This is a genomic window from Streptomyces sp. SID12501, from assembly GCF_010550245.1.
GTDB lineage: Bacteria > Actinomycetota > Actinomycetes > Streptomycetales > Streptomycetaceae > Streptomyces.
Window position 1 is genome coordinate 41752 of sequence record NZ_JAAGLU010000047.1, and the last position, 24072, is coordinate 65823.

A 24072-nucleotide genomic window follows, 5' to 3' on the forward strand; every position below is an offset into this window, starting at 1 on the left:
ACTGTGCGTCAATCGACCAGTCAGCCCCCCCCCATCGTTACGTTACGAAAAGACGCCTTGGGCGTTACTACGGATAGCGATGCGATCCTGGATCATTCAATGATCACGCCATGTCTGCCGATAGGAGAGCAGTGCGAGCGCGCCGGTTCGAAGGAATGGGCCCGTTCATCCGGCTCTGGTCCGGCCAGGTCGTCTCACTGGTCGGAAACCCTGCTCTCCGCTTCACTGTCGTGGTCCAGGCATGGACCCAGAATGAACGGGCCACCCCGGTGGTCCTGCTGTCCCCTGCGGCGATACTGCCGGAAAACCTGCTGCCTCCTCCGATGGCTGGTGCGCTCATCGACCGGGTGCCCCGGCGTACAGCTCTCCAGCTCGCGGACGCCGGCGGGCTCATCGTGGTGGCGGCCCTGGCTCTCAGCTATTTCCTGGGAAGTCCGCACCCATGGCAGGTCTATGCCACGGTCGCCCTGTTGGGGGCTTGCACGGCGTTCCAGAATCCGGCGCTGCTGTCCACGGTGGCGGTGCTGGTCTGTGAAGACCAGTACCAGCGGGCCAACGGGCTGATCTCCTCGGCCAGGAAAGGCGCCGAGATCTGCGGTCCCGCCCTCGGTGACCTGACGGTCGCCGCGTCGGGGATCAGCATGGTGCGGTGGATCGGCCTCGTGGGTTTCGCGGCAGCCCTCACAGCGGTACGGACGACTCGTTTCCCCGCACATCAAAAGAGGACGGGATCGTCCCCCACGACCTGGCGCAATGGCCATGGCTTAGCGGCGGCAGCACGCTCCCCGAGAGGACGTTTCCGCAGGCCAATTGGCCTTTCGTAGTGTCGCGACAACCTTAAGTCATGGCCATTGCGACCTGGCGGACGATCCTCGCTGAGTCCACCGACGGCTCCGCCTCGCCCGTCCCGCCCGTCAATTCCCCGAAGAACGAAGACCCGAGGAGAGGCTGACATGACCACCAATCCTTTCGAGGACGACTCCGCCGACTACCTGGTCCTGGTCAACAACGAGCAGCAGCACTCGATCTGGCCGTCCGGCCTCGGGATACCCATCGGCTGGACAGCGGTCTGCGAGGCCCGTCCGCGCCAGGAGTGCCTCGAGTACGTGGAAACCCACTGGACCGACATGCGCCCCGCGGGCATCCGCGGACGTGAGTGACGTGGTCCTGGACACATGCCCGGGGGTACACGAGCTCGTCGGGTTTCCGGCCTGGCATTTCCCGGACGCCCTGGCTGCCGTGGACGGCACCGAGCACCTCACCTACCGCTCGGACGCCTTCGTCGGACGGGGTGAGGTCCGGGCGGCACTCGCCCGATGTCCCGGCGTGGAGCAGACGGCCGTCGTCACAGCACCGGACCCGTCTGGCGACGGCAAGCGGCTCGTCACATACGTGGTCACCAGCGATCGCGGCTCCGGTGCGCCGGACACCGACCGGGTGAAGGCCCACGCGGCCGCCGTGCTCCCGGACTTCACGGTGCCCGCCGTCTTCGCCTTCCGGAAGCGGTTGCCCCTGCCCCCCAACGGCAAGATGGGCCGGTCAGCCCCGCCCGATCCCCCCGCCGTCGCCGCCGCGGCCGGTGTCGTCGGCTTCTTCGTCAACTTCCTCGTTCCGGGTACGGATCTCACCGTTGATCCCATGGTCCGCGAACTGCTGACCCGGGTCCGGGAGACCGACCTGGCCGCCCTGGAACACCAGGCCCTCCCCTTCGAACAGGTGGTGGACGAGCTGTCGCCCGCACGGTGGCCCGCCGCAGTCCCTTCACCGATGTCGTGCTCGTCCCACAGAGCGACGCCCGCCCCGACCTGGACCTGCCGGGCGTGGAGGCCAGCAGAGACGTACGGCGTCCCGGCACCTCCTGGGCGTGAAGCGGACTTCTTCGCTCTTGGCGGCAACCGTCTCAAAGCCGTCCGCCCGGCGCTCCGCCTGGCCCGGGACCAGGGGCTCCGGGTCACCACGGCGCAGCTCTTCGTGTCACCCACCGTCGCCGCCCTGGCCCGCGTGATCGGCAGCGGCGCCACCGGCACCCCTCCGGACCTGTCCATCCCGGCGCGGCCACGCTCCGCCCGGGCCGAAAGGGAAACCTCGTGAAACTCAGCGTGATGTTCTTCGGCGCCTACCCCACCGGTCAGGCGGACCACGCCGCACGCTACGACGACATCCTGGCCATCACCCGCGCAGCCGACCGTCTCGGCTTCCACGCGGTGTGGACCCCCGAGCGGCACTTCCAGCAGGTCGGCCAGGTCTTCCCCAACCCCTCCGTGCTCAGCTCCGCCCTTGCCGTGGCCACCGAGCAGATCAGGCTGCGCGCAGGCAGCGTCGTACTGCCCCTGCACCATCCGCTCCGTGTGGCCGAGGACTGGTCGGTCGTCGACAACCTCTCGCACGGCCGGGCAGGGCTGTCGGTGGCCACTGGCTGGCACTCCACCGACTTCGTGCTGGCCCCGGGACACTACGCCGACCGGCGGCAGCGCGCGCTGCGCGACATCCCGCTGCTGCGACGGCTGTGGGCCGGTGAGGAGGTGCCGTTCACCGACGGCACCGGCCAGCGGATCTCCGTGCTCCCGCAGCCCCGCCCGGTGCAAGAGGCACTGCCGCTGTGGCTGACCACGTCCGGTTCGCCTCGTACCTGGGAGGAAGCGGGCCGGCTGCGTACAGGTGTGCTCGCCGCCACGGTCGGACAGCGCAGGGAGAATCTGGCCGATCACATCAGCCGCTACCGGGCAGCCTTCGCGGCCTCGGCCGAGCAGACCGGCGGGGCACGGACGCCCACCGTGACGCTGATGACCCACACCTATGTCGGCGCCGACGACGCCGAGGTGCGCGCACAGGTCGCCGCACCGCTCAAGGCCTACTTCAAGTCCTACGTCCGTCAGACCTCCGCCAACCGGGGCGAGAACACCCCGCTCACGTCGCTGCCGGACGGCGCGGCGGAACGGCTCGCCCACTTCGCCTTCGAGCGCTACCTGACCTGGGGCAGCCTGCTGGGCTCCGCCGGGACCTGTCGCCGGATGCTCACCGATCTGGCCGCCCTGGGCTGCGACGAGGTCGCCTGCTTCGTCGACTTCGGGCTCGACCGGGACCAGACCATCGCCGGCCTGTACCGGCTCGCTGATCTCGGAAAGGACCTCGCATGACGGTGCCCTCCCCGGCCGACCGTTTCGTCGCACTGAGCAGTGAGCAGCCGGTGCGGCTGCTGCGCCGTCTGTTCGAGACCGGGCGAGCGGGCTCCGTAGCGGCCGTGGTCCCCCTGCGTGACGAGAACGTGCCGGCAGCTCTCACAGGAGCTCATCGGCGTCCACGACAGTTTCTTCGACCTGGGCGGAAACTCCCTCCGCCTGCTGTCCGTGCGGACGGCGCTCCGCGAGCACGAGAACGGCGGAGAGATCGGTCTTGTCGATCTGTTCCGCCATCCCACAGTGACCGTCCTGGCGGATCTCCTGGACCGCCCCGCCGGGGCGCTGCGGGAAAACCCCCGGCCATCCGCTGATCCACTCCACCAGGGCCGCACCCGGCGGGAACGTCTGGCCGCGCCCCGGAACACGTCCTCTCAGAAAGGTTCTCCATGATGACCAGCACCCGGTCCCTGCAGACGTGCGCCGAGGCCGGGGAACTTCTGCCCGCGCACACGGACACCGAAGCCGTCGCGATCATCGGCATGAGCGGACGGTTCCCCGGCGCCCCCGACATCGACGCGTTCTGGAACAACCTCCGCGAAGGCACCTGCTCCCTGTCCGACTTCACCGAGCGTGACCTGCTGGCCGACGGCGTTGCCCCCGAGGAACTCCGCAACCCCCTCTACGTCCCCGCCAAGGGACACCTCGACGGCGCCGACCGTTTCGAGCCCGGGCTCTTCGGCTTCAACCAGGCCGAGGCAGCGGTACTCGATCCGCAGCACCGGCTCCTCCTGGAGACGGCCTGGAGCGCCCTGGAGGACGCCGGGTACGCCCCCAGAGGCGGCAACAGGCGCGCCGGAGTCTACGTCGGCGGCAGCCCCACCGAACACGAACTGGCGGCACTCAGCGATCCCGCCCACGCCTCCGTCCTCGGCACCGCACAGGTTCGCTTCCTCACCGGCCGGGAGTTCCTGGCCTCCTGGGTGTCCTACCGCCTCGGCCTGACCGGGCCGAGCATGACCGTCCAGACGGCCTGCTCCACCTCCCTCACCGCGCTTCACCTCGCCGCGCAGGCACTGCTGCTGGGCGAGTGCGACACCGCGCTCGCTGGCGGGGTAAGCCTCGTCTCCGCACGCAAGCACGGCTACCTCCACCACAAGGGCGGCACCCTCTCCGCCGACGGGCGCTGCCGGCCGTTCGACGCGGACGCGGACGGCACGGTTCCCGGCAACGGCGTCGGCATCGTCGTCCTGCGCCGCCTGGAGGACGCCCTCGCCGACGGCGACCCCGTACGTGCCGTCCTGCGCGGCTCGGCCGTCACCAACGACGGCGCGGCGAAGACCGGCTTCACCGCGCCCAGCCCGGACCAGCAGACGGCGACCATCCTGGAGGCCTGGGGCGCCGCGGGCCTGGACCCCGCGACAGCGGGCTACATCGAGATGCACGGCACCGGAACCGAACGGAGCGACCGCGCCGAACTGGCGGCCGCGGCTGCGGCGTTCGCCGACGCACAGCGCTGCGGCATCGGCTCCGTCAAGTCGAGCATCGGTCACCTCGACGCGGCGGCAGGCGTCGCCTCGCTCATCAAAACAGTCCTCATGCTGCAGAACGGAGATCTGACCGCCACCGTCAACGTGCGACGGCCGCAGCCCGAACTGCTCGACGGCTCGTTGCCCTTCCGCCTGATCGAACGCACCGAACCCTGGGTCTCTGCGACCGGAACACCCCGCCGGGCCGGTGTGACGTCCCTGGGAATCGGCGGCACCAACGTCCACGTCGTCCTGGAAGAAGCACCCATACGGCTCACGACCGTCGATGCCCCCCGGGTCGAGGTCCTCCCCCTTTCCGCCGGAACCGCCGCCCAGCTCAGGACCATGGCGAACAGCCTCGCCGAAACCCTGCACCGCCCCGACGCACCACCGCTCGCCGCCGTCGGCCACACCCTGCGCACCGGGCGCAGCCCCTTCCCTGTGCGCGGCTGCGTGGTGGCGTCGAGGACCGAGAACGCCGCGAGTGCGCTGGGCGAACTGGCCGCAGGCACTGTGATCACCACCGACACCGGAGCCGACGAGTTGGCGGCCCTGAGCCAGGCATGGGTGCGGGGCAACGACGTCACCTGGCCCGCGCCGCTCGACGAGGAGACACCTCGGGTGCACCTGCCCACCTACCCCTTCGCGGGGAAAAGCCACGGCGCGTTGCGGCCGGGAACGCCCGGCAGGGCCCCGGCGGCGGCCGCGGCAGCCGACGGCGTCGAAGCGCGCGTCACCGAACCGCTGTGCACCACGCTGGGCGCCGAGCCGGCAGACACCCTCGAGACCTCTGCTTCCCCGCCGGGGACGGCTCAGTGACCACGGTGCGTCTTGTCAGCCTCCCGCACGAGGAAACCGGCATCGACGTACCCATCACACTCCTCCCCGAAGAACTCACCTGCGCGAACCGGCCTCCCGCATCGCCTCGACGGCCACCGACGAGATGCCCAGGAAGGCCGGGAGTTTCGCCCAGCGGACCGTCCCCGACGTAGAACTGCCGCACCGTCAGCATCGTGAGAGGGACCGGACCTGGTTCACCAGCAGCCCGCTGCCTATCACATCGCTCATCCGAGGGTGACGAGCGCGGGTTCCGCGGTGAGCGGTTCGGGCAGAGCGTCCGCCGCGTGGTTCCGGGGGCGTGACGCAGGGGTTTCCGCCGGGGTGGCGGATCCAGGACAGGCCGCCGAGGTCCAGTCGGTGGCGGGCGCGGGTGACGGCGATGTAGGCGACAGGTGCTTCGGCGTCGTCGATCGGGCCGGGCAGGGGCCGGCCGTTGACGTCGTTCCCGTCGCTGTCGTCGGACGGGGTGAAGTCGTCGGCGATTTCTACGGTCGCCCATTCGCGACCCTCGGCCCTGTGTACGGCGGAGACGGTCACCGTCGCACAGTTCGCCCCAGGACTGGAAGAGCACGAGTCGGGATGCCAGGTGCGGCGTCCTTCGGTCAGGTCACGGGCCGCGGTGGCCAAGGCGCGCAGGGTTCCCGCTCCCCCTGCCAGGGCCACGCGATGACTGGTGGCGAAGTGCGCCATCACCTCGGCCATGGCGCCGACGTCGGTGCGGCACAGCACGGCGGCGGGAGAGACGACCGGGCCGAGTTCGGTGGAGATGGTGTCGGTCCCGTCCAGGCGGATGGGCGCGCCGGCAATGGCCAGCCACCGGTTGGCTTCAACGGCGAGGCGGGGGCCGAATCGAAAGGACTGCGTCAGGGTGAGGGCGGTGCCGTCGAAGCCGGTCATGGCATCGTGGGCGCCGCGCCAGCCGTAGACGGCCTGGGCACAGTCGCCGACCATCATCAGCTGGGCGTGACCGCGCTGGGCGGTGAAGACCTGTTCGAGAACGGGGTTGGTGTCCTGGGCCTCGTCGAGCAGCACCCAGTCGCAGTGGGATGTGCAGGCGGATTCCTTGCCCATCCCTCAGAAGCCGAGTTCGACGTAGTCGATGTCGGTGAAGGCCACCTGCAGGCCGGGGGCGCGTTGTCCGCGGTCTTTGAAGTAGACCTCCTGCAGGCCTTCGGCGGCGATCTCCTGGAGTCGCTGGTCGGTGGCGCCGGCGGTGTGGGCGTCGAGGAGTCGGGCGGCGTAGTCGGGGGGCAGGTGCTGGGTGATCAGGCGGATGCGGGCGTCGTCGGTGGTGCCGGGGGCGGCGGTGTAGCCGAACCGGGCGCGGGTCTCGATCGTGATGCCGCTGGTGGTGGCTGCCTGTTGTCTGGCCTTCGCGCGTACGCGGGGCTGCCAGCGTCGGCGGACTTCGTCCGTGAGGCGGGTGGCGAGTTCCGGGCGCGGCTGCTGGATCTGTCCTTTCACGTAGCGTTCGACGGTGCGCCGGGAGATGCCCAGTGCTTCGGCTGCGGCCCGGGTGCCCTTGGCGGTTTTGACGAGGAAGCGCATCTGGGCCTGGGGAGACTTGGGCAGGGGTCGGGTGAGGGTGTTGGCGGTGGCTTTGTCGAGGCTGTCACTGAAGATGCCCATGTGCGGTTCCTACTCCCCGCCCGCGGCGGCATCGGCGCCCTTGATGTGCCGGGCGGGGTTATGGCCTTCATCGAGCATCTTCACCGCCCACAACAGTGACTGGGTGCCTTCGTGCTTGACCATGCCGGGGCTCACCCCGAGGCGGAAACCGCCGGGCAGCGGCTTGCCCTCCGGGGTGCGGGGCAGGAAGTCCAAAGGGGTGGGGCCGTCGGAGAGGTAGACAGCGCAGTCGGACAGCACCGCGATCGGAAACAGGCCGGTGGCGGCGAGTTTGAGCATCTTGCGGTGCATGTTGACGCGGGCGGTGGCGATGACGGCGGCGCGGATGTCGGGCCGCCAGGTGGGGCGTTCCAGAGCGGGCCAGCGCTCGCCGGGCCGGTAGCCGGCGCCCTGGGGTCGTTCGCGGAGCTTGCCGATGCCGCCCTTGACGGTCGCCTTGATCGCGGAGAGGACAGCGACTTGCGCGGGATCGGTGCCCTTGTGGTGTTCCATGGCGGCCAGGAAGTCCGCCTCGCTCATGCCCGCGCTGACGCCGAGGCGTTCCATGGTGGCCAGGTAGGCGTCGCGCAGCCGGGTGTACCAGCCGTCCAGGTAGGAACCGGACTCGGGGCGCAGCCAGGCTTCAAGTGGGGTGATGCCGCAGCCGAGTTCGGCGGCGTAGGCGACGGTGGGGGTCGCGTACCAGGCCGGGCCTTCGGGCCGCAGGCCGTGTGGGGTGAAGGGGTTGGGCAGGCGGGTGTCGAGGTTGATGTGGGAGAGGTCGACGAGCCAGCTGCCGGGCGTTTTCTTGTCGAAGCGGGGGTGGTTGACGTGGACGGGGGCGCCGAGGCCGACGGTGAGCCGGTTGACGGCCGCGGCGAAGGCCATGTTGACGTCGATGCCCACTGCGAACGGCTTTGCGCATTCGTCGTCGGTGAGCTGTTCCGGGTCGCGGATCCACTCGAAGGCCTCTTCGTCGAGGACGTCCGCGGGGGTGCGCTGGTGGCCGCGCGGGGAGCAGGCGGTGACGACGGGGTGCTCGTCGGGTGCCTCCGGCGGTGCGGGGTCGACCGCCTGGGTGAGGGCGCCGGGGTTCGGTCCGGACATCCAGGTGTCGGTGGCCGGGTCTTTGACGGGGCGGGTGGGCGGGCGCAGCGCGGTCAACAGTTCCAGACCGCATACGGCCGCGGATCCGCGCGGGGTGATCACGCGTGTGGCGTAGTCGCCGAGGATCTGGGCCAGTTCAGGGGCCGGGAGTTGGCCGGCACTCCCCCAGGTGCGGGTATCGAGGGCGTTCCAGGGCAGTACGGCGAGCTGGACGCACTGGCGTCGGCCGCCCTCGGCGGGCCGGTAGACGCGGGCCCAGGGGCCGAATCCGCGGCGCGTCAGCTTCCACTTGGCGCGAGCAAGCTCACGCACCACCGGGTGGTTATCGGCCAGGCGCAGCGCGCGCCGGTCCTCCAGGGCGGGGGGCAGGCCGAAACGGGCGGCGGCCCGGGCGGTGAGGACGATCAGCGGATCGGAGTCCTTGCCGTGGCGGTGCAGCCTCTCGGCACCGAGCCCGGACTCCTTCACGGCCCAGTCGGCCAGTTGCGGGATGGTGGCCGCGGGACACTCCAGCAGCACTCCCCCCGGGCAGTACGCGGTGCCGTCCGCGTCCAGCACCGCCAGCGACCCGTTCGGGAACCGCGAGCCGACGGCTGGCGCGGCTTCCGTGGGCCGGGCCGGGCGCCGCGTCCCCGGCGTGGGCGTGTGCGGCGTGTCGTGCGCCGAGGGTGCGGTGGGCGGAGCCGTCGCGGCGCCCACCGCTGTCTGGACCGACGGCGCGGAGCGGGGCTCTGCCGGGATCGCGGGCCTGCCGGGGGGCGGGGCGGGTGCGGGGTGGCGCGCCGCGAGGCCTTCGAGCAGTCTGCGGTAGGCCTCGCGGCGCTCCCCTTTCGGCTCGGCCCGTCCAGCCTCCCACGCCTCGATGCTCGGCACGCGTACGCCGAGAGCCTGGGCGAGGGCCGCCCGGGTCAGCCCGGCCGCTTCACGCAGCCTCACCCGCTCAGCCGGGAGGGGCAGCACGGTGCCGTCGTCGACGGCGGCAAGCAGCGAGTCGACGGCTGCAAACAGTTCCTGGGACTGATCCGTCATCTGTGCTCCGCCTCCCTCTACCTGACGCCCTGGCGGATCTCTTCGAGGCGGGTCATCAGCCGCTGATAGCGCTGCGAAGCGGCCTGGGAGGAGTTGAGCCCTTGGTACTGGGCGACCTGCCGCCAGTCCATGTCGCGACGCCTGGCCTCGATGACCACCTGGGTTTCCAGCCGGTCCAGTTGATGGCGCATGTCCTCGAACAAGCCGAGTGCCGCACCCACATCGTCCGGGGTCACGTCCACTGCTTGCCCGCCGCTTTGTTGATAATTGGCCGCAGCCATCATCAACCGCCCTATCAGTGCGGCGCCCTGTTCCAAACTGCGCGCCGGGGCCCAGTGGGCGGTGGGGTCCTCCGCAAGTGCGGACAACTGCCGGCGGGCCTCGTCACGAGCATCACGTGCCATACGGCCAGCTTACCACAATAGTTCAACGAAACAACATATTGTTGTTCAGTTGTCCGCATCGCAATGCCGTCCGAGTGCAAGCTTCCTGTCGCTGCGCCTGCTCGGGATCGCCGCGATGGTCGCTATCGGGAAGAAGGACTCCTACTTCGGCGTCTTCTTCCGCCGGATCGCGGCCAGACGCGGAGGCAAACGGGCTCTGGTCGCCGTGATGCACAAACTCACCATCGCCATCTGGCATGTCCTGCACGACCGCACGCCCTATCGAGAACTCGGCGCCGACCACGTCAGAAGACCGCGACGGAGTGGGCGCCGGGCCCTGTCACGATGGACGGCATGACGGGTGATGAGGGTGTGCTGGAGTAGGCCGTGGCGGAACTGCGGGCGGCGGAGGCTGCAGTGACCGAGGCCCGCCGGAACGTCACTGCGGCGATCGTCGCCAAACGCCGGGCCGGCATGCCGGTGCCGGACGTGCTGAACGTCGCCCGCTTGAGCTAGTGATCGGTCTCGGGCTCGGCCTGGGTGCCACGAGCCGCAGTCAGGCGCCGGTCCAGCTCGGCATCGACGCTGTCGTCGGTGTCGATGAGGAAGCCGGGATTGAGGAACTCCTCGACGCTCTGCCCACGCCGAGCGGCGGTCTCCTGGAGCAGGCGGTCCTTGGCCCTCCCGTTGTTGGCCCTCTGGGCGGCGGCCTGTCGGATGTACTCATCGGGGGCGATGCCGCGCTTGGCAGCTTGCTCGGTGACGGCCGTGTACTCGTCCGCGGACAAGGTCACCGTGATCGTGGTGTTGGAGGAGCTCATGACCTTCATAGTTCTCCGGCCGGTGCCGTCATGTCGAATACTCGGTCCCTTCGGCCCCTTTCACCAAAGCCAGCAGGACCGTGACCAGTTACTTTCCCGGTCCGGTCCTGCCGTGGGCTGGGAGGGATTCAGGGGCGGCCGAGGGCGGCCGACAGGCAGGGGATGGTCAGCACAGGGCGGCGATGCGGGATCGGAGTCGAGGGTCGGTGATCTCGTCGAGCTCGCGCCAGGCGCGGGTGTCCAGGGCGCCCCAGGGCAGGATCGCCAGCTGCACGCACTGCCGCCGGCCTGCCTCGGCCGGACGGTAGATCCGTGGCCACGGGCCGAACCCACGCTGCGTCAACTTCCACTTGGCTTTGGCCAGTTGCCTGACGACCGGGTGGTCCTCCGCCAGACGCAGGTCCCGGCGGTCCTCCAGCCGTTCCGGCAGCCCGAGCCGTACGGCCGCGGACTGGGTGAGCACGATCAGCGGATCGGAGTCCTTGCCGTGCCGGTGCAACCGCGCCTGCCCGATACCGGACTCCTGCAGCGTCCACTCCACCAACTGCGCAATGGTGGCTGCTGGGCAGTCCAGCAACACGCCACCCAGGCAGTAGACGGTGCCGTCCCCGTCCAGCACGGCCAAAGGTCCGTTCGGGAAGCGGGAGTCGGCCGCGGGCGCGGCCGCCTTCGGCCGCGACGGACGCCGTGCCGTCGACGCGGTCCTCGGGGCGCCGACCGGACGGGACGCGGCCACGGCAGGTCTGTTGGGGGGCAAGGAGTTCGCGGGCACAGGCACTGGGTCGTAAGCAGGCCCGGCGGGCGCAGGTTGCTCGGGTGCGGGCACGGAACCGGTGAAGGTCTCCGGCGCAGGCTCGGTGACCGGTGCGGCCGGGTGCTTCGCCGCCCAGCCTTCCAGCAGCCGCAGATAGGCCTCACGGCGTGGCGGGCGCGGCTCGGACCGGCCGTTCTCCCAGTTCTTCACGGTCTGCGTCGAAGTCCGCAGCACCTGAGCCAGCCGGGCTTGCGTGATACCGGCCGCCTCACGCAGCCGGGCTCGCTCCCCCGGCGGCGGCAACTCCGGTTCACCTGCCAACAGTTCGTCCACCGCTGCGAACAGCTCATTCTGATTCGGCTGGTTCGGCATCGCCACCTCCGACCCCCACGCTAGCAAGAAATTACCCCTGGATATGACCCATTCCTTACCCTTGGATTAAGGGATATTCGGTCATACGGTGCATAGCGGCGAATCGAGAGAAGGGCCAGTCACAGGGGCGCCTGGTGCTTGCCAGGCTGGTCGACTCTCCCCGGGCAGGCCCACGACGGCGATCCGTACGGTCGGGTGTTCCGCATCGCTCCTTGGGGTACAAAGTCGTCCCTGATCTGCCGTATCGCGGCGCACTGCGTGGCGAAGTTGAGCCGCATGGGGGGACACCGTGGCAGATCCCCGGGGCTTCGCGGTGTGTGGCCCTCAGGGTCAGGTGAGAGTGTCGTTGATGGCGGTGAAGAGTTGCTCGAAGCGACTCAGGGTCGTCTCGGAGAGCCCGGGCAGGAGGGTGTCTCGCTTGCGTAGGAGAGCGTCGGCCGGCCGGCCGTGTTCGGTGAACGGAGCCCCGGTCGCGCGAGTGAGGCGCGCGATGATGCGGTCGGTGCCGTTGAGGTCACCGACCTTGAGTTTGGTGCCGAAGGCGGCGTTGTACAGCTTGAGGTAGTCGCCCGGGGAGAACAGGTCCTCGATGTCGCTGTCCTTGACGCCGTCGCTGAAGGCGTCCGTGAGCAAGAGCCGTTTGGGGGACAGCAGGCCTTTGTTGGTGAGGTTCTTGAGCTTGGCGACTCCGGCCGGAGTGCTGTCGATGAGGACCGTTGCCTGGAGGTTAGTGCCGATAAGAGCGACGAAGGCGGGGATGTTCGTGGCGCCGCCAGCTGGCAGGATGCGCCAGCGTTCGTCGATGTGCGTGCGGCCAGCCTCTTTGAGGAAGTCGCTGATCAGGGTGAGGTAGGTGTAGTCGCTGGTTCCTTCAACCAGGAGGTTGTCGGGGCCTACGAACAGGTTTTGAGCGATGTCGTAGCCGAGAGCCGCCTGGAGCGGGAAGAGCGAGTCGTCGGTGACGGAGAGGACTTCCTGGGTGACGACAGCCCCGGTGTCCGGCCCACGGTCTTCGACGATCCGTACGCGATCGAGCCGGGCCGTTTCGACCATGAACGGCGAGTGGGTCGTGTAGATGACCTGGGCGTTGGGGGCGAGGCGCTCGTTGATGAAACGCAGGAAGTCTGCCTGTGCGCGGCCGTGCAGGCTCAGGCCGGGTTCGTCCAGCAGGACGACCACACCGTGCGGGTAGGTCTCGAACTGGGAGAAGGCGGCAAGGAAGCTGAAGAACCACTGGAAGCCGGTGGAGCGGGCGGAGAAGTTATTGGTGAACCCGTGTCGGCGGTCCTTGACGCGGATGTCGAGATGGCTGGCGACGGCCTGCTGCCCGTTCGGGTGCTGGACTGTGGTCTTGTCCAGGTCGATCTCGACCGACAGGTCTGGGTTCTGCTTCCAGTACTCGAAGACCTGTTGCGTGAGGTCGTTGCTTACCGCTTCGAGCTCGGCTTTGCGTTCTTCGAAGTCTTCCGCCGACATCGCTCCGGCGGTCGTGCTGGCGAGTTCCAGCAGTGCCCGGGCAGTCTGTATCTCTGAGGCCCCAGGCTCTTCCTGGCCATTGAGGTCCGTCAGGGCGATCCGTCCGGGAAGGTTCTGGTAGTTGCTGAAGTAGAAGAACTTCGGCTCGCGGCCGCGCAGAATGCGTACGGCCCGCTGCCAGGCGCTCGCGCTGTCGCCCAGTCGCTGACGGGCCGCCCTGGTGAAGAGGTCGACGTCCGCCGCGGTGTAGTCGGAGTCCTCCGCGGGGGCCAGGCCGCCAGCTTGCTCGAGGGCGGCGGCCAGGCTCCGTGTTCCGAGGACGCTGCGCAGTGCAGGGGGCACTTCTTCTTCGGCATAGAGGTTCTCCAAAGCCACGGCTTCGTCGACTTGCAGGGTGACCGTGTTGTTTCCCTCGTAGGGCATGGATCGTGAGTACGAGCGTCCCTTGATCACACCGGGGCCAAGCTCGTCGGTGACAGCTTTCAGGTCTTCATCGTCGAGAGTGAACGTGCAGGTGATCGGCTTGGCGTTCTTGATCCCCCCGAGCGGGTGTCCGGGACCTTCCTCCACCGCGGATAGTCCTGCCGCAAAGTGAAGGAGTCGTTCGGGTAGACAGGATGGAAGCGGTAGATCGCCGACAGCAGTGCTATCTTCCCGCTCTCGTTTTTACCGACCAGCGCTGTGACATCCGGCGCGATATCGACGTCGCCGCTGTCAACGATGTTACGAAAGAGACGACTTCGCACCTTAGTGAGCTGCATACAACCAGTCTGCCCCTAGCTGCCCACCTGTTTCGAGCCATTTGCCATATTCGCGATCAGCCTCGCCCGCACGGTGTGGGGCCGAGAAGTTCGGGTCGTTGCCACGCGTAGCGCAGGGCAGTGAAGGTGATCTTCGGCAGGTGGCGGTGCCTGACGCAGAGCGATCGTCTGGGCCGCGCAGTGGTACTGCGGTGTCGGCAGCTGAAGTCGGCCACCACTGACACCAGTACACGGAAACAAAGCCGGGGTAGGAACATGGTGCCTCTGGAGCGGTATGTAGTGGACACGGGCGAGCGGACGGGGTCTTGGGCGAGATCAACGAGGGTTTAGAGCGGGCCTTGCGTACCCGGCCGCTGCCGGTCAGTGTCGGTGCCCGCCTGGGCTTCCTGCTCAGAGCGGAGAAGGGATCCACGAAGAGGCTGGCTGCTGTTCTGGGTGTCTCGCAGCGGACGGTGCAGCGGTGGGTCACCTCCGGCCCGGGGAGGCGCCAGCCAAGCCCTGTGCAGGCACAGGTGATCGAGGATGCCGTCCGGGCGCGGTGGCAGCCCCGAATACGCGAGCGGTTGCGTGCAGATGCCGAGGCCCGCGGCTTCTGCCTGCACACCCGGGCGCGGTTCGGGTTCGCGTCCGCGGTCGGCTCCTCCGATGACCCGCGTCGGCGGCTGATCACCCAGCGGCTGTCCGGCGCGGTCGCGCGGGAGCTGTTCGCCGCCCGGGACGCCGGTGCCGGCGAGGCGCAGCAGATGGTCATCCTGGCCCGCTCGCTGGGGCATGCGTACTTCCGTGACGGAGGAGGGCGCGCCCACGGTCTCCAGGTGGCCTTCTCGGATGTCGAGTTCGCCGACTTCACCATCGGGTGACCGGGCCGGTGGTCGAGGACGTCGGGTTCGCCGGAGGCGGTGTGCGGCTGTATCGGTCTACCGGCGCGGTCGGGACGGCGTTCCGGGCCGGGACAGCAGGGTCTCGTAGCGCTCGGCCTGCCCGCGTTCCGCCCAGTCCCACACGACGCCGCCGGCGCGGGCCGGCTGCGGAGGCTGGGGTGGGCGCAGTCTGGCGTTCTCGGCCAGACGCAGGATGTGGGGGCGTTCGTCCTGGCAAGCCAGCAGTTCCCGGCTGTCGGTGAGGGCGGCGAAGGATGCCGCGGCACGCAGGAACGGGCGGGCCCATGCCGGGATCGGGTGCACGGCGCAGCCGTCGGTGTAGCGGGCGGGGTCGTGGAAGGCGAGGGTGGTCGCGTCAGGGCCGAGGTCTTCGGCGCGGACGGTGAGGAGTTGCTGGAACGACGCGCCGGTGAGCAGCGTGGTGGCCAGGGCGGCGGCCAGCCGGGGGTGCGCGGTTGCCTGGTGGATTCTGCGGGTGATCCCGCGTACGGCTGCCTGGGTGAGGGGGCGTGGCGGCGGCCGGTGGCGCCAGTCGATCGGTGCCGGCGTGCACGGGCCGGTGCAGGGCTGGGTGCTGTCGTAGGAGACGAGGCGGTCCAGGGCGGGGATGGTCATCCAGCGGACCGCAGACGCGGTCGGGGTCTGCGCCAAGGGCTGGGGGCCAGTCGCTGCGGGTGTGCCGCCGTAGTAGTGGCTGCGGGCGGTGTCCAGGTCGCTGGTGACGGTGTGGGGCACGGGGTGCAGGGCCCGGTGGAGCGCGATGGTCAGGTGGGGGCGGTGGCAGACCAGGGTCAGGGGGATGCCGGTGGTGTCGCGCAGGTGCAGGAGGCACTCGATGCGGCGTGCGGTGAGCCGGTGGGCGCGCAGGACGGTGAGCCGGGCGGCAGGCAGGGCGGCGATCCAGGCGGTGGCGGCCTCCCACGCGGGCTGTCGGCCTGCGGGGAAGCGGCCTGGCAGTAACGGCGGCTTGCCCAGGGCCGCGAGGAGGTCGTGGGCGAGAGCGGTGTCACTGGTGGTGCCCGGTCCGGGGTGCAGGGTGATCCGGCCGGCGGCGGGATCGTGGGCTGCCAGGGCGGTGTGGGTGTGGGCGACGTCGTCGTACCGGTCCATGACCAGGGCGACGGGCGGCGCGGCACGGTGGGTGGCGTTCATGCGAGGCGGCTGAAGGCCCAGCGCAGCAGTTCCTGATCCACCACGGAGCGTTCCGTGCGGGCCAGGGCGGTACGGGCATGGGCGGTCAGTTGTGCCCACGCGCGGAAGTTGCCGTGCGCGGCGTGCTGGTCGGCGAAGGCGATGTCGTCGGGGTCGGCGTCGGCCCAGACCGGGTGGAACAGCGGAATCACCTCAAGGACCTCGGCGGGGGTGAGGCGGGTGAAGTGTTGCCAGATGAAGACGCGGGAGGACAGCATCGGTTCGCGGCGCAGCACGGTGTGGCAGCCCTCGCCGCCGACGAAGATGATCGCGAGCTGGGTTGAGGGTTCGTCCCACAGGTAGCGGAAGTATTCGAACGCCTCCCCGTTGAGCCACTGGGCCTCGTCGACGAGGAAGGTGCGGGGGCGTTCGGCCAGGGCGGTTTTCAGCAGGCGGTCGAACTCACTGGGGTGGCGCGGCGGTTCGCCTGCCAGGTCGAGCGCGGTGAACAGTTCGTAGCGCACCGCGCGGGCGGTAGGCCGGGCCCGGAAGGTGATCTTGCGGACGTCCTCGCCGGGTTCGAGTTCGCGCAGGCAGATGTTGACGGCAAGGGTCTTGCCGAAGCCGGCGCCGCCGTGGATGCACATCATGGCGCGGGCGGCGACGGTGTCGGTGATGTTCTCCCGCGCGGTGAGCAGGGCGCGGGTGGTGACCACGGAGGCGTCGGGCAGGTCGACGTACTGGTAGGTGGCCGCGGTCACGAGGCGTCTCCGTCTTTGTCGGTGGTGGGACGTGCGGCCCGCCCGTCGGGGCCGTCCGGAGCGGGAGCGGAATCACGGTCGGACGGGAGCGGGTTGGGCCGGTCTGGCGTGGTCAGCGCGGCCAGGGAAGCAGGGGTACGCCACCCGGCCGGCGGCGCGGCGGGCGGGATGAGGTCCGGCAGCGACAGCTGCGACAGGTCGGTGTCGGTGGCCTGGGAGAGTTCGGCCTCGGCCTGCGCGGTGGTCAACGCACCGAGCCGCTGAGGGGCCTCGGGCTGGTTCACGGCGGCGTAGCGCTCGCGCTGGGAAGCCTCCAGGTCCTTCTTGAGGCGGCGGGTGCGGGCGGCCCGTGCTCGCCGTACGGCGCTGACCTGTTCCTCGGTGGCCCGGTCGGCCAGATCTGCGGGGCCGAGGTAGCGGCCGGTGGCCGCGTGGTAGACCTCGATCCGGTGGTCGTGGTGGGGCATGAAGCGGACCCGGACCTGGATACCGGCCTGACCGGTCATCCACGCTCCCACGTAGTCGCGTTTCCTGAAGCGGACTCCGCGGGTGGTCAGCGTGCGGGTGCCGGCGTCCTCCAGGGTGAACGTCCACAGATCGGCGACCGGCACGTCCCGCAGCGGGGTGGGATCGTCCTGCCACGCCTCAAGCGGGGTCCTGCCCCGCAACGGCGCGGGCAGATGTTCGGTGTTCCACCAGAGCGTCCAGGCCAGCAGCCGGGCGGTGAAGTCCTCGAAACTGAGCAGCATCTCGTCCTTCGGGCGGGAAGAGCGTTTGCCGGGGCGCGGCTGGCGGGCGTAGCCGGGCAGCGCGGCCAGGAACATGCTCTCCACCGCCCGGTTGAGGCCCTCCACGGTGCCCTTGAGGTGGGGGGTGTAGGCGGGCAGGTCCTCCACCGTCACGTCCAGGAGATCGAACGCGGCCGTCACCGTCCTCGACAGGAAGTCCTTGCCTCGGTCCACCCGTACTTTCTCCGGCAGGCCGCCGAACGGGCCGTAGGGGTCCTCGCGCAGGACCGCGGAACGCAGTGCGGACAGCACCGACTCCCGCGACGGATCCCCCGGTGTGACCGCGACACCCGTGATCGCGTTGGTCGCGCAGTCGGTGAACCACGTGATCCATGGCCTGCGGGCGGTGCCGTCGACGTCGACCAGCACCGGGGCCTGCATGTGGTCGCTCTCCCATGCCTGGTTGCGCCAGCCCCGCGGCCGGGCCAGGAACACATCGTGCTTGCGCGCCGCCCGCTCCCCTCCCACAAGCCCTGCCCGCTCCCCGGGCGTCAGGTCCCGGCGGATCGCGCGGTGCAGCGTCGTCAGCGACGGTGCGTCCGCAGGCGGAGACGTCCGAGCGGCACGGAGGACCAGTTCGCGATGGACGGCCCGCACGTTCCCCTTCCACAGTGCCAACAGCCCACGGACTTCAGGCGTGATCGTGAACGTCGCACCGGCCCGGGTACGGGTGCCAGGATCGCCGGCCGCGGCCTCATCGTTCTCAGCCGCGGCCAGCCACCGCCACACCGTGCGCTCCGCCACCCCCAACGCGTCTGCAGCCACCCGCACATGACCCGCTGTCAGCTTCTTCCCCGCCCGCAGAGCGAGCAGCCGCCGGACCGCGCAGTGCCGTCCTCGACGCCGCAGGCAACCCGCCGCCTGCGCGGACGGCGTCACCGTCCTCCATGTCAGTTCCCCTCGCGCGGTGGGACGTCGTGTACGTGCCGGGTGCCGGGCGCATGCGATCGCCCTTCCGTCTCCTGCCGGAGCGTCTGGTTCACAGCGGCGGCGCGACCCTGCGCAGCAGCCGCCCCAGCAAAGCCCGGTCGACGGCCGCGTCAGCGGTGGTCAGCAGCGCGTTCTGCAGATGCGCGGTCAAGGCGGCCCACGTGCGGAACGTGCCGTGGGCGCACGACCGGTCGATCCACGCCAGATCCGGGGCCGCGACAGTACGCCACAGCGGATGGAAGCCGTTCACCACGGCCGCCACTTCCGCCGCGGACAGGCGCGGAACCTCCTGCCACGCACCGACCCTCGATGCCAGCTGCGGCAGCCGGGACAGCGCCCGCTCGCTGCCCGCCCCGCACAGCACCAGCGTGATCCGCGTACCAGGGTGATCCCACAGGCTCTGCAGGTACTCCAGGCACGGCGCAGACAGGCGCTGCGCCTCATCGACCACCAGCACCCGCGCCTCACCCAGAGCCCCCGCGACTACGGCGTCAGCCCGCGCCGACGTGTGTGGGAAGCGGCCCGGCAGCGCCAGAGCGTCGAACACCGCCCGCCGCATGCCGGCCACCGACGGGCGCACCGGCACCGGCACCCACGTCACCTTCCAGCCCGGGGGCACCTCGTGCAGCGCCATCCGCACGGCCACGGTCTTGCCCCGGCCCGGGTCGCCGAACACACACCGCACCCTGAGCCGCCATCGCCTGCCCGACCGCCTCGGCCACCGCCCGCACCCACGACGTCCCCACCAACCGCGCTCCGGCCGGCAACACCACACCCGCCACCGCACCGCCCTCCCCCGACGGCAGGACCGCGGACGCCACCGGCGCGGGGTGCGGCGGCCGGCGCGCAGCCGCCTTCGCCCCGCCGTCCTCACGCGTCCCGGCCAGCGCAAGGTCAGCCAGCGCCTGCCGTGTCCGCTGCTCCTCCCGCTCCCGCCGCACCACCCGGTACAGCGACGCCAGCGAGGGCACCTCTCCCCCGGCATCCTTCAAATGCCGGTGCAGCACCGACACGTTCCCGCCCGCCTGCGCCAGCACCTCCCACGCATGGTCGGACAACTCCAGCCGGGCCCGCGGCCTGCGCTCCACACGGCCCTCCGTCCGCGCCGCGTCCAGCCACCGCCACACCGTGCGCGCATTCACCCCACCGACCTGCGCGCCCGCCCGCACGTGCGCCGTGGTCAACGCCCCGGCCGCATCGAGCTCCAGCAGCCGCGCCACCAACACCGGCCTGGACACCCTCAACCCCGCCGTGACCTCACCCCACACGCCCGGCTCTCCCACCCCACACCCTTCCGACGCACACCCCCGACGCCGACCACCGTGCCATCAACCGGCCCCCGAAAGATCAGAAGTGCCGTTCCCATGACAGCGGAACAGGCAAGGGTGTACCGGCCCATGACAGCCACCACGGCACCACACACCGCCCCATGTCAGTGACTCCCCACACCCAAGACCCCACCAACAGCGAAAACACCCCGACCTGACATGCCGTCACTGACACAACCCACTGACACCAAACCGGCACATCGCACACTGCCGGCCGATACGCGCGGTCGCCTTCCCGTCCTTGCGGTCCCCGGAGTCGTCGATCACCAGCACCCCGCCCGGGTGCGGCGCGGTCGCCGGGTCGGAACGCAGCAACTCCACCCGGCGGGCGTTGACCCGCTCGTGGTCCCACGTCGACTCGGACAGGAAGAACTGCAGCCGCTGTGCTGCCGGGTGCTGGGCGCCGACGACGGGCTCAGTGCCAGCCAGGCAGGTCAGCGTCTTGCTTGCGGTCTCGCGGCTGCAGCAGCCCCGCGAGGTACTCCCGGAACCCGCGGCGCTGTGCCAGTGTGGAGAAGAGGTCATCGAAGCGTTCGGCGCAGGCTTCCAGCGGGCCCGGAGCGGGTGGACACGGCACACGACGGGTCATCACAAGCTCCCCGGGCAGCGAAGCGACGTTCCTCTCACCGGCCCAATACGAGTCTGACCCGCCGTCAACAAACCACCGCTAGTGACCTTCCTGCTGCGCGCGCTGGTGCTGCTGCTGGAATCGGTCAAGAAGGCCTGACCGCCGATACGGCGGTGACGGTCACGGTGTCGTCGCACTCGGCGAACTGCCCGTCATCCAGGGCCACCTGGTGCGCCCCGGCCCCCGGCAGCCGGACGACCATCGTGGGATACACCACGGGCGCCGAACCGGACACGCAGTATCCGTCGGCCTCTCCCTGCACCTGCACGAACGTCAGCTCTACCCACGCCTTGCCGCCGGGGGCCACCTTCACCGGCGCCGCGGCTCCGGTCGGCTTGACAGTGAGCGGCACGTTCATCTCGGGAGAGCCGTTCCCGGCGCCGGCCACCGTGGGGTGCCCCTTGAGGACGCACGTCCGTCCGGACACGTTGGTGAACTCGACGACGGCCGCCCCGGTCCCCGTACCGGCCGGCCGCACGGCGGCCTGACGGGCGGTCGCCTTCAGACTGCCCGCCGAACAGGTCGCCGCCGAACCGCCCGGAGCGGGTGCGGACGACGGGGCCGCGGAGGACCCGGGCCGGGAGACGGAGGGCGTCGAGGAGGAGGCCGCTGAGCTGACAGCCCCGGACGGCGTGACGCCCCCGCCTCCGGTGTCCGCACCGCCCCCACCGGGCTGACATCCCGCCACCGCCAGCGCCGCCGAGACCACGACGACCGCCACCACCGAACCACGCATTCCGTTCACGTAACGCATGCTGTCCCCCGAGTCCCAGATGTCCGGAACACGGCTCCTCGCCGCCCCCCGTCGAACCAGACACAACCGTCGAGCCAGCAGTTCTCCCTCCCTCCCACCTGTGACCCACCAGTGACGAAACTTTCGCCTGAGTGACGAGCTGTTCGTAACGCTGCTCCGTAGACCGTTCCACCGCTTGTGCTGGTGCTACATGCCTGGGTCCGTCAGGGCGTCGTTGGCAGGGATCTTGCCTCTGGTCTTCACGTTGACGGCGTAAAGGGTTCCGGCCAGGCTGCCGAAATAGATTGTTCCGTTGGCGACGACAAGGGTGCCCAGAACTTCGTCGTCGTTGGCGAACGTCCAAGCGGTCAACAGCAGCTGTCCGCCACTGTAGGGCCGAGGCCGGCCTGCCACTCGTGCAGCAGCCTTGCGCTAGGCGGACCCATGCACATACTGCGCCACACCCGCGACACCACGACGACAGCCACCCAACGACCACCACCAGGACCACGCGCCGCACCGTCACCACGACGACAGCCACCCAGCGATCAGCAAAGGCTGGGAGCCGCAGCCGCAGGCCCTGACGACCCTTTGAGCTCTGCTTCACATGCCTCGAACCGAGATCATCTGGTCCACGGATTTCTGAACCTTCGGCAGGAACGCCGCAATGGTCTCGCTAGTGGGTTCCTCACCGAGCAGGTCCAGAGCGGTCGCGCGGGTGAGGACGATGTCGGGCTGGTAGACCAGGCCTGCGGCCCACACGTCCAACTCCGCTTCGGTGCCCCCGTCGTCGCCGGGACCGTAGTGGATGTACAGAACGGGGAGCTCAGCGGAAGAGCCCAAAAGGGTACGGATGTCTGCAACGGTGACCTGCGGCGCTGGCCTGTCGACGGTCGGTTCCATGGTGTGACGCTCCTCCGGCTGATAGTTGAGTCAGCCTATGTCCGCTGCGGCGATCAAGGTTCAGCATCACGGGACAGCGGCCCTGGCCGATGCCGATCCTCTTGGCTCACCGGTTCGGCGACGTCGTCCTGGTCCTGGTCGCGGGTGTCCATGAGCCCGTCGTTTTCTGGGCTGGCGGGCCGGGTCAGGGCGTACGGAAGCACGGTGCGCGAGCTCCACCTCACAGGCTCACACCCTCATAGGGCACCGCGTCTACCTGAGTAAAGGCCTGTGGGCCTGATAGACCTCACAGCGTGACAGGGGCCCGTGACACTGTTCCGGGGCGCGGGTGGAGCGGGCGCCGGCTGCCCCGGGAACGCAGATGGATGGAGCACTGGAAACCAGCGGCACCGCGTGGCCCGTCCCTGGCAGGATCGGCGCATGCTCATCACGCCCCGCCCGGGAACCGACCGGCAGAACCTCCTCGATACGCTGCGGACCGTACACACGGCAGCGTTCAACGAACGTGGCGTCGGTCATTCCAGCGCCTACCGCCAGCTGCTGGACTATCTGGAGTGGGGGGTGCGCTCAGCCCAGCTTCTGCGGAACCAGGTCAGCGCCGAAGACCTCACCGCCCTGGTCCTGACGAAGCCGCTATGACACGCTCCTGGACGGTGTCGGGCACCTCGCGGGCTCGGAGCAGCAACGTCTTGTGAACCTGCTCGTGGACCAGGAGCTGGCGGAGCGGGTCGAGAGTCTCGAGGCGGCGATAGACCTGTTGCAGTCGTTGATGACCCGCTGGGACGGACCGGAGTGGTTCGTCGTCGCCGACTCCAGCTTCTACATCCAGAACCCCGACAAGCTGGAAGCCGTCGACCTGCACCAAGTGCTGGGTCTGCCGTCCGGCGAGCACATCCGGCTGCTGTTCCCGATCACCGTGGTCGACGAGCTGGACGGCCTGAAGGAGGCCGGTAAGCACCGGCCGCGTTGGCGAGCTGGCCACACACTGGGGCTTCTGGACGGCACGCTGAACGGGGCCCTGTCCGGGATCTTGCGCCAGCCCTGTCTCACGCAGGACGAGGTCCGCGGTCAGATCAGCCTGGAGGTCGTCCTGGACTCGCCCGGGCACGTGCGGCTGCCTCTCGCCGATGACGAGATCTGGCTTCGTAGGTGACGGTCGACGCCACTTGTAGGTCAGTTCTGACTCCACCCGGTGCCTGGGAGACCCGATTTTGTAGGTGCGAAATGACTCCATCTGGCGGGCGCCGCTGCGACCGATCAAGAACCCGTTGTGACACGAGGGGCGGATCAGATGCAACTGATCCACAGGTGAGTATGTCTGCGCCTGCGTGATCAAATCATGAGGTGCCGGTCTGCAACCCCGCGATGAGTCCGTCGAGTATCCGCAACTGGCGGGAGGGTGTGGTCAGGCGAGCCGCGAAGATCGCGTTGATCTGGAGTCCCATCAGCGTGGCCATCGCAAGGTCCAAGAACGCATCGAGATCGCAGGATGGGTTGATCTCTCCCGCTTCAGCCGCAGTGTGCAGATACGAGAGCATCTGATCGCGCCAGCGTGATATCGCCTGGTCGTAGACGCCGATCAGTTCCTGATCGGCTACCGCGTAATTCCAGAAGCCGATGACCACGCGGGCCTCATTGAGACGCTCGTCGTCCAGGGGCATGATCTCGACGCAGAACTTGCGGAACGCGTTCAGGCCGTTGGCGCCGGCGATGGTGCGGGCGGCCCGCTGCTCGGTGGCTGCATTGGTGCGTTCCAGCGCGGCCCGCAGAATGGCTGCTTTGGTGGGAAAGTATCGTGCGAGCGCACCGTTGGTGAATCCAGCTTCGGCGGCGAGATCCCGCATGTTCAGCGCCGCGAATCCTCGCCGCGCGACAAGGCGCCATACGGCTTCGATGATCTCTTCACGCCGCGCGTCGTGGTCCACGATCTTGGGCATGGTGACACCTTACCAACGGGTAGACGCCTGAATGATGGGGGCCGTGGTCGCACTCGCGGGCCTCACGGCGGATGAGTCCGAGGGGTCGTGTGACCTGCAGACCCAACGCGGTGACCTGGTGAACCTCTTAGAAGCCGTATCTCAACCGAACATGATCGCTTGATCTCTGCTGGTCAGGCATGGTTTCGCTCGTAGTGAGGGAGGCATGCGGCGTCTTGTTTCCGCTCCGTGAGCGAGGGGTGCGCGATGGCGTCGG

26 protein-coding genes and 2 pseudogenes are annotated in these 24072 nt (G+C 69.4%); 12 read left to right on the forward strand and 16 right to left on the reverse strand.

From position 1 onward, the window contains the following. Window positions 1-155 precede the first annotated feature (155 nt). The 6 genes from G3I71_RS39430 (at window position 156) to G3I71_RS39455 (ending at window position 5464) form a co-directional block, all read left to right on the forward strand. Window positions 156-824, forward strand: a complete 669-nt coding sequence (locus G3I71_RS39430) for an MFS transporter (RefSeq protein ID WP_164322735.1) — start codon at window positions 156-158, stop codon at window positions 822-824. A gap of 129 nt (window positions 825-953) precedes the next feature. Beyond that, window positions 954-1160 (forward strand): MbtH family NRPS accessory protein, encoded by a 207-nt coding sequence (locus tag G3I71_RS39435; protein ID WP_164322737.1) that lies wholly within the window; start codon window positions 954-956, stop codon window positions 1158-1160. After that, on the forward strand, window positions 1153-2091 hold the full coding sequence (locus G3I71_RS39440; RefSeq protein ID WP_164322739.1) for a phosphopantetheine-binding protein: 939 nt from the start codon (window positions 1153-1155) through the stop codon (window positions 2089-2091). The genes G3I71_RS39435 and G3I71_RS39440 overlap by 8 nt, the downstream gene beginning before the upstream one ends. After that, window positions 2088-3137, forward strand: a complete 1050-nt coding sequence (locus tag G3I71_RS39445) for a MupA/Atu3671 family FMN-dependent luciferase-like monooxygenase (protein ID WP_164322741.1) — start codon at window positions 2088-2090, stop codon at window positions 3135-3137. The genes G3I71_RS39440 and G3I71_RS39445 overlap by 4 nt, the downstream gene beginning before the upstream one ends. 117 nt (window positions 3138-3254) lie before the next feature. Beyond that, a complete protein-coding gene (locus G3I71_RS53010; protein ID WP_164322744.1) occupies window positions 3255-3569 on the forward strand; it encodes an acyl carrier protein in 315 nt (104 codons plus the stop codon). Then, window positions 3566-5464, forward strand: a complete 1899-nt coding sequence (locus tag G3I71_RS39455) for a polyketide synthase (RefSeq protein WP_164322746.1) — start codon at window positions 3566-3568, stop codon at window positions 5462-5464. Before G3I71_RS53010 ends, G3I71_RS39455 begins: the two co-directional genes overlap by 4 nt. Before the next feature lie 186 nt (window positions 5465-5650). Here the strand turns inward: G3I71_RS39455 and G3I71_RS39460 are convergent. The 4 genes and pseudogenes from G3I71_RS39460 to G3I71_RS39475 form a co-directional block, all read right to left on the reverse strand. Further along, window positions 5651-6529 (reverse strand): annotated as a pseudogene (locus G3I71_RS39460) (UvrD-helicase domain-containing protein); the annotation flags it as partial. A 30-nt stretch (window positions 6530-6559) separates the two neighbouring features. Then, entirely contained in the window at window positions 6560-7114 is a 555-nt protein-coding gene (locus G3I71_RS39465; RefSeq protein WP_164322751.1) for an XRE family transcriptional regulator, read from the reverse strand. 9 nt (window positions 7115-7123) lie between these two features. Continuing rightward, window positions 7124-9229 carry a helix-turn-helix transcriptional regulator gene (locus G3I71_RS39470; RefSeq protein WP_164322753.1) on the reverse strand — a complete coding sequence of 702 codons (2106 nt, stop codon included), beginning with the start codon at window positions 9227-9229 and terminating at the stop codon, window positions 7124-7126. Window positions 9230-9246: 17 nt separating this feature from the next. Then, window positions 9247-9633 carry a hypothetical protein gene (locus G3I71_RS39475; RefSeq protein ID WP_164322755.1) on the reverse strand — a complete coding sequence of 129 codons (387 nt, stop codon included), beginning with the start codon at window positions 9631-9633 and terminating at the stop codon, window positions 9247-9249. A gap of 49 nt (window positions 9634-9682) precedes the next feature. Between G3I71_RS39475 and G3I71_RS39480 the strand changes: the two genes are divergently transcribed. Together G3I71_RS39480 and G3I71_RS52430 are read left to right on the forward strand one after the other, a co-directional pair. After that, a complete protein-coding gene (locus G3I71_RS39480; protein ID WP_164322757.1) occupies window positions 9683-9970 on the forward strand; it encodes a hypothetical protein in 288 nt (95 codons plus the stop codon). A 29-nt stretch (window positions 9971-9999) separates the two neighbouring features. Further along, window positions 10000-10128 carry a hypothetical protein gene (locus G3I71_RS52430; RefSeq protein ID WP_275409360.1) on the forward strand — a complete coding sequence of 43 codons (129 nt, stop codon included), beginning with the start codon at window positions 10000-10002 and terminating at the stop codon, window positions 10126-10128. Here the strand turns inward: G3I71_RS52430 and G3I71_RS39485 are convergent. From G3I71_RS39485 to G3I71_RS51725, 3 genes are all read right to left on the reverse strand, one after another. Continuing rightward, on the reverse strand, window positions 10125-10433 hold the full coding sequence (locus G3I71_RS39485) for a TraB/GumN family protein (RefSeq protein ID WP_164322760.1): 309 nt from the start codon (window positions 10431-10433) through the stop codon (window positions 10125-10127). The genes G3I71_RS52430 and G3I71_RS39485 overlap by 4 nt on opposite strands. A 166-nt stretch (window positions 10434-10599) precedes the next feature. Further along, entirely contained in the window at window positions 10600-11559 is a 960-nt protein-coding gene (locus G3I71_RS39490; protein WP_164322762.1) for a helix-turn-helix domain-containing protein, read from the reverse strand. Window positions 11560-11889: 330 nt separating this feature from the next. Beyond that, on the reverse strand, window positions 11890-13605 hold the full coding sequence (locus G3I71_RS51725) for an AAA family ATPase (RefSeq protein WP_343243203.1): 1716 nt from the start codon (window positions 13603-13605) through the stop codon (window positions 11890-11892). A gap of 529 nt (window positions 13606-14134) precedes the next feature. On the opposite strand from G3I71_RS51725, the pseudogene G3I71_RS52805 reads away from it, so the two are divergent. Together G3I71_RS52805 and G3I71_RS51730 are read left to right on the forward strand one after the other, a co-directional pair. Further along, window positions 14135-14251 (forward strand): annotated as a pseudogene (locus tag G3I71_RS52805) (XRE family transcriptional regulator); the annotation flags it as partial. Between the two features lie 45 nt (window positions 14252-14296). Then, window positions 14297-14656: a hypothetical protein gene (locus G3I71_RS51730; protein WP_239149612.1), complete on the forward strand. Its 360-nt coding sequence runs from the start codon at window positions 14297-14299 to the stop codon at window positions 14654-14656. A gap of 57 nt (window positions 14657-14713) precedes the next feature. On the opposite strand, the gene G3I71_RS39505 is transcribed toward G3I71_RS51730, so the two are convergent. The 8 genes from G3I71_RS39505 to G3I71_RS39540 all read right to left on the reverse strand — a co-directional run bounded on the left by G3I71_RS39505 (window position 14714) and on the right by G3I71_RS39540 (window position 21879). After that, on the reverse strand, window positions 14714-15829 hold the full coding sequence (locus G3I71_RS39505; protein ID WP_239149613.1) for a hypothetical protein: 1116 nt from the start codon (window positions 15827-15829) through the stop codon (window positions 14714-14716). Then, complete coding sequence (locus tag G3I71_RS39510) at window positions 15826-16569, reverse strand: ATP-binding protein (protein ID WP_343243204.1); 744 nt, start codon at window positions 16567-16569, stop codon at window positions 15826-15828. Before G3I71_RS39510 ends, G3I71_RS39505 begins: the two co-directional genes overlap by 4 nt. After that, window positions 16566-18236 (reverse strand): transposase family protein, encoded by a 1671-nt coding sequence (locus G3I71_RS39515; RefSeq protein WP_343243205.1) that lies wholly within the window; start codon window positions 18234-18236, stop codon window positions 16566-16568. Before G3I71_RS39515 ends, G3I71_RS39510 begins: the two co-directional genes overlap by 4 nt. Before the next feature lie 100 nt (window positions 18237-18336). Beyond that, window positions 18337-18963, reverse strand: a complete 627-nt coding sequence (locus tag G3I71_RS51735; RefSeq protein WP_343243206.1) for an ATP-binding protein — start codon at window positions 18961-18963, stop codon at window positions 18337-18339. Between the two features lie 817 nt (window positions 18964-19780). After that, entirely contained in the window at window positions 19781-20140 is a 360-nt protein-coding gene (locus G3I71_RS39525) for a transposase (RefSeq protein ID WP_239149614.1), read from the reverse strand. A gap of 188 nt (window positions 20141-20328) precedes the next feature. Further along, window positions 20329-20997 (reverse strand): DUF4232 domain-containing protein, encoded by a 669-nt coding sequence (locus G3I71_RS39530; RefSeq protein ID WP_164322767.1) that lies wholly within the window; start codon window positions 20995-20997, stop codon window positions 20329-20331. 186 nt (window positions 20998-21183) lie between these two features. Next, complete coding sequence (locus tag G3I71_RS39535; RefSeq protein ID WP_164322768.1) at window positions 21184-21348, reverse strand: PQQ-binding-like beta-propeller repeat protein; 165 nt, start codon at window positions 21346-21348, stop codon at window positions 21184-21186. Window positions 21349-21579: 231 nt separating this feature from the next. Further along, window positions 21580-21879 carry a hypothetical protein gene (locus G3I71_RS39540; protein WP_164322770.1) on the reverse strand — a complete coding sequence of 100 codons (300 nt, stop codon included), beginning with the start codon at window positions 21877-21879 and terminating at the stop codon, window positions 21580-21582. 420 nt (window positions 21880-22299) lie between these two features. Here G3I71_RS39540 and G3I71_RS39545 point away from each other — a divergent pair, with 420 nt between their 5' ends. Both G3I71_RS39545 and G3I71_RS39550 read left to right on the forward strand, forming a co-directional pair. Then, on the forward strand, window positions 22300-22518 hold the full coding sequence (locus tag G3I71_RS39545) for a hypothetical protein (RefSeq protein ID WP_164322771.1): 219 nt from the start codon (window positions 22300-22302) through the stop codon (window positions 22516-22518). A gap of 52 nt (window positions 22519-22570) precedes the next feature. Further along, a complete protein-coding gene (locus tag G3I71_RS39550; protein ID WP_164322773.1) occupies window positions 22571-23032 on the forward strand; it encodes a hypothetical protein in 462 nt (153 codons plus the stop codon). Window positions 23033-23216: 184 nt separating this feature from the next. Here G3I71_RS39550 and G3I71_RS39555 read toward each other — a convergent pair whose 3' ends face one another. After that, window positions 23217-23816: a TetR/AcrR family transcriptional regulator gene (locus tag G3I71_RS39555; protein ID WP_164322775.1), complete on the reverse strand. Its 600-nt coding sequence runs from the start codon at window positions 23814-23816 to the stop codon at window positions 23217-23219. Window positions 23817-24072: the final 256 nt, after the last annotated feature.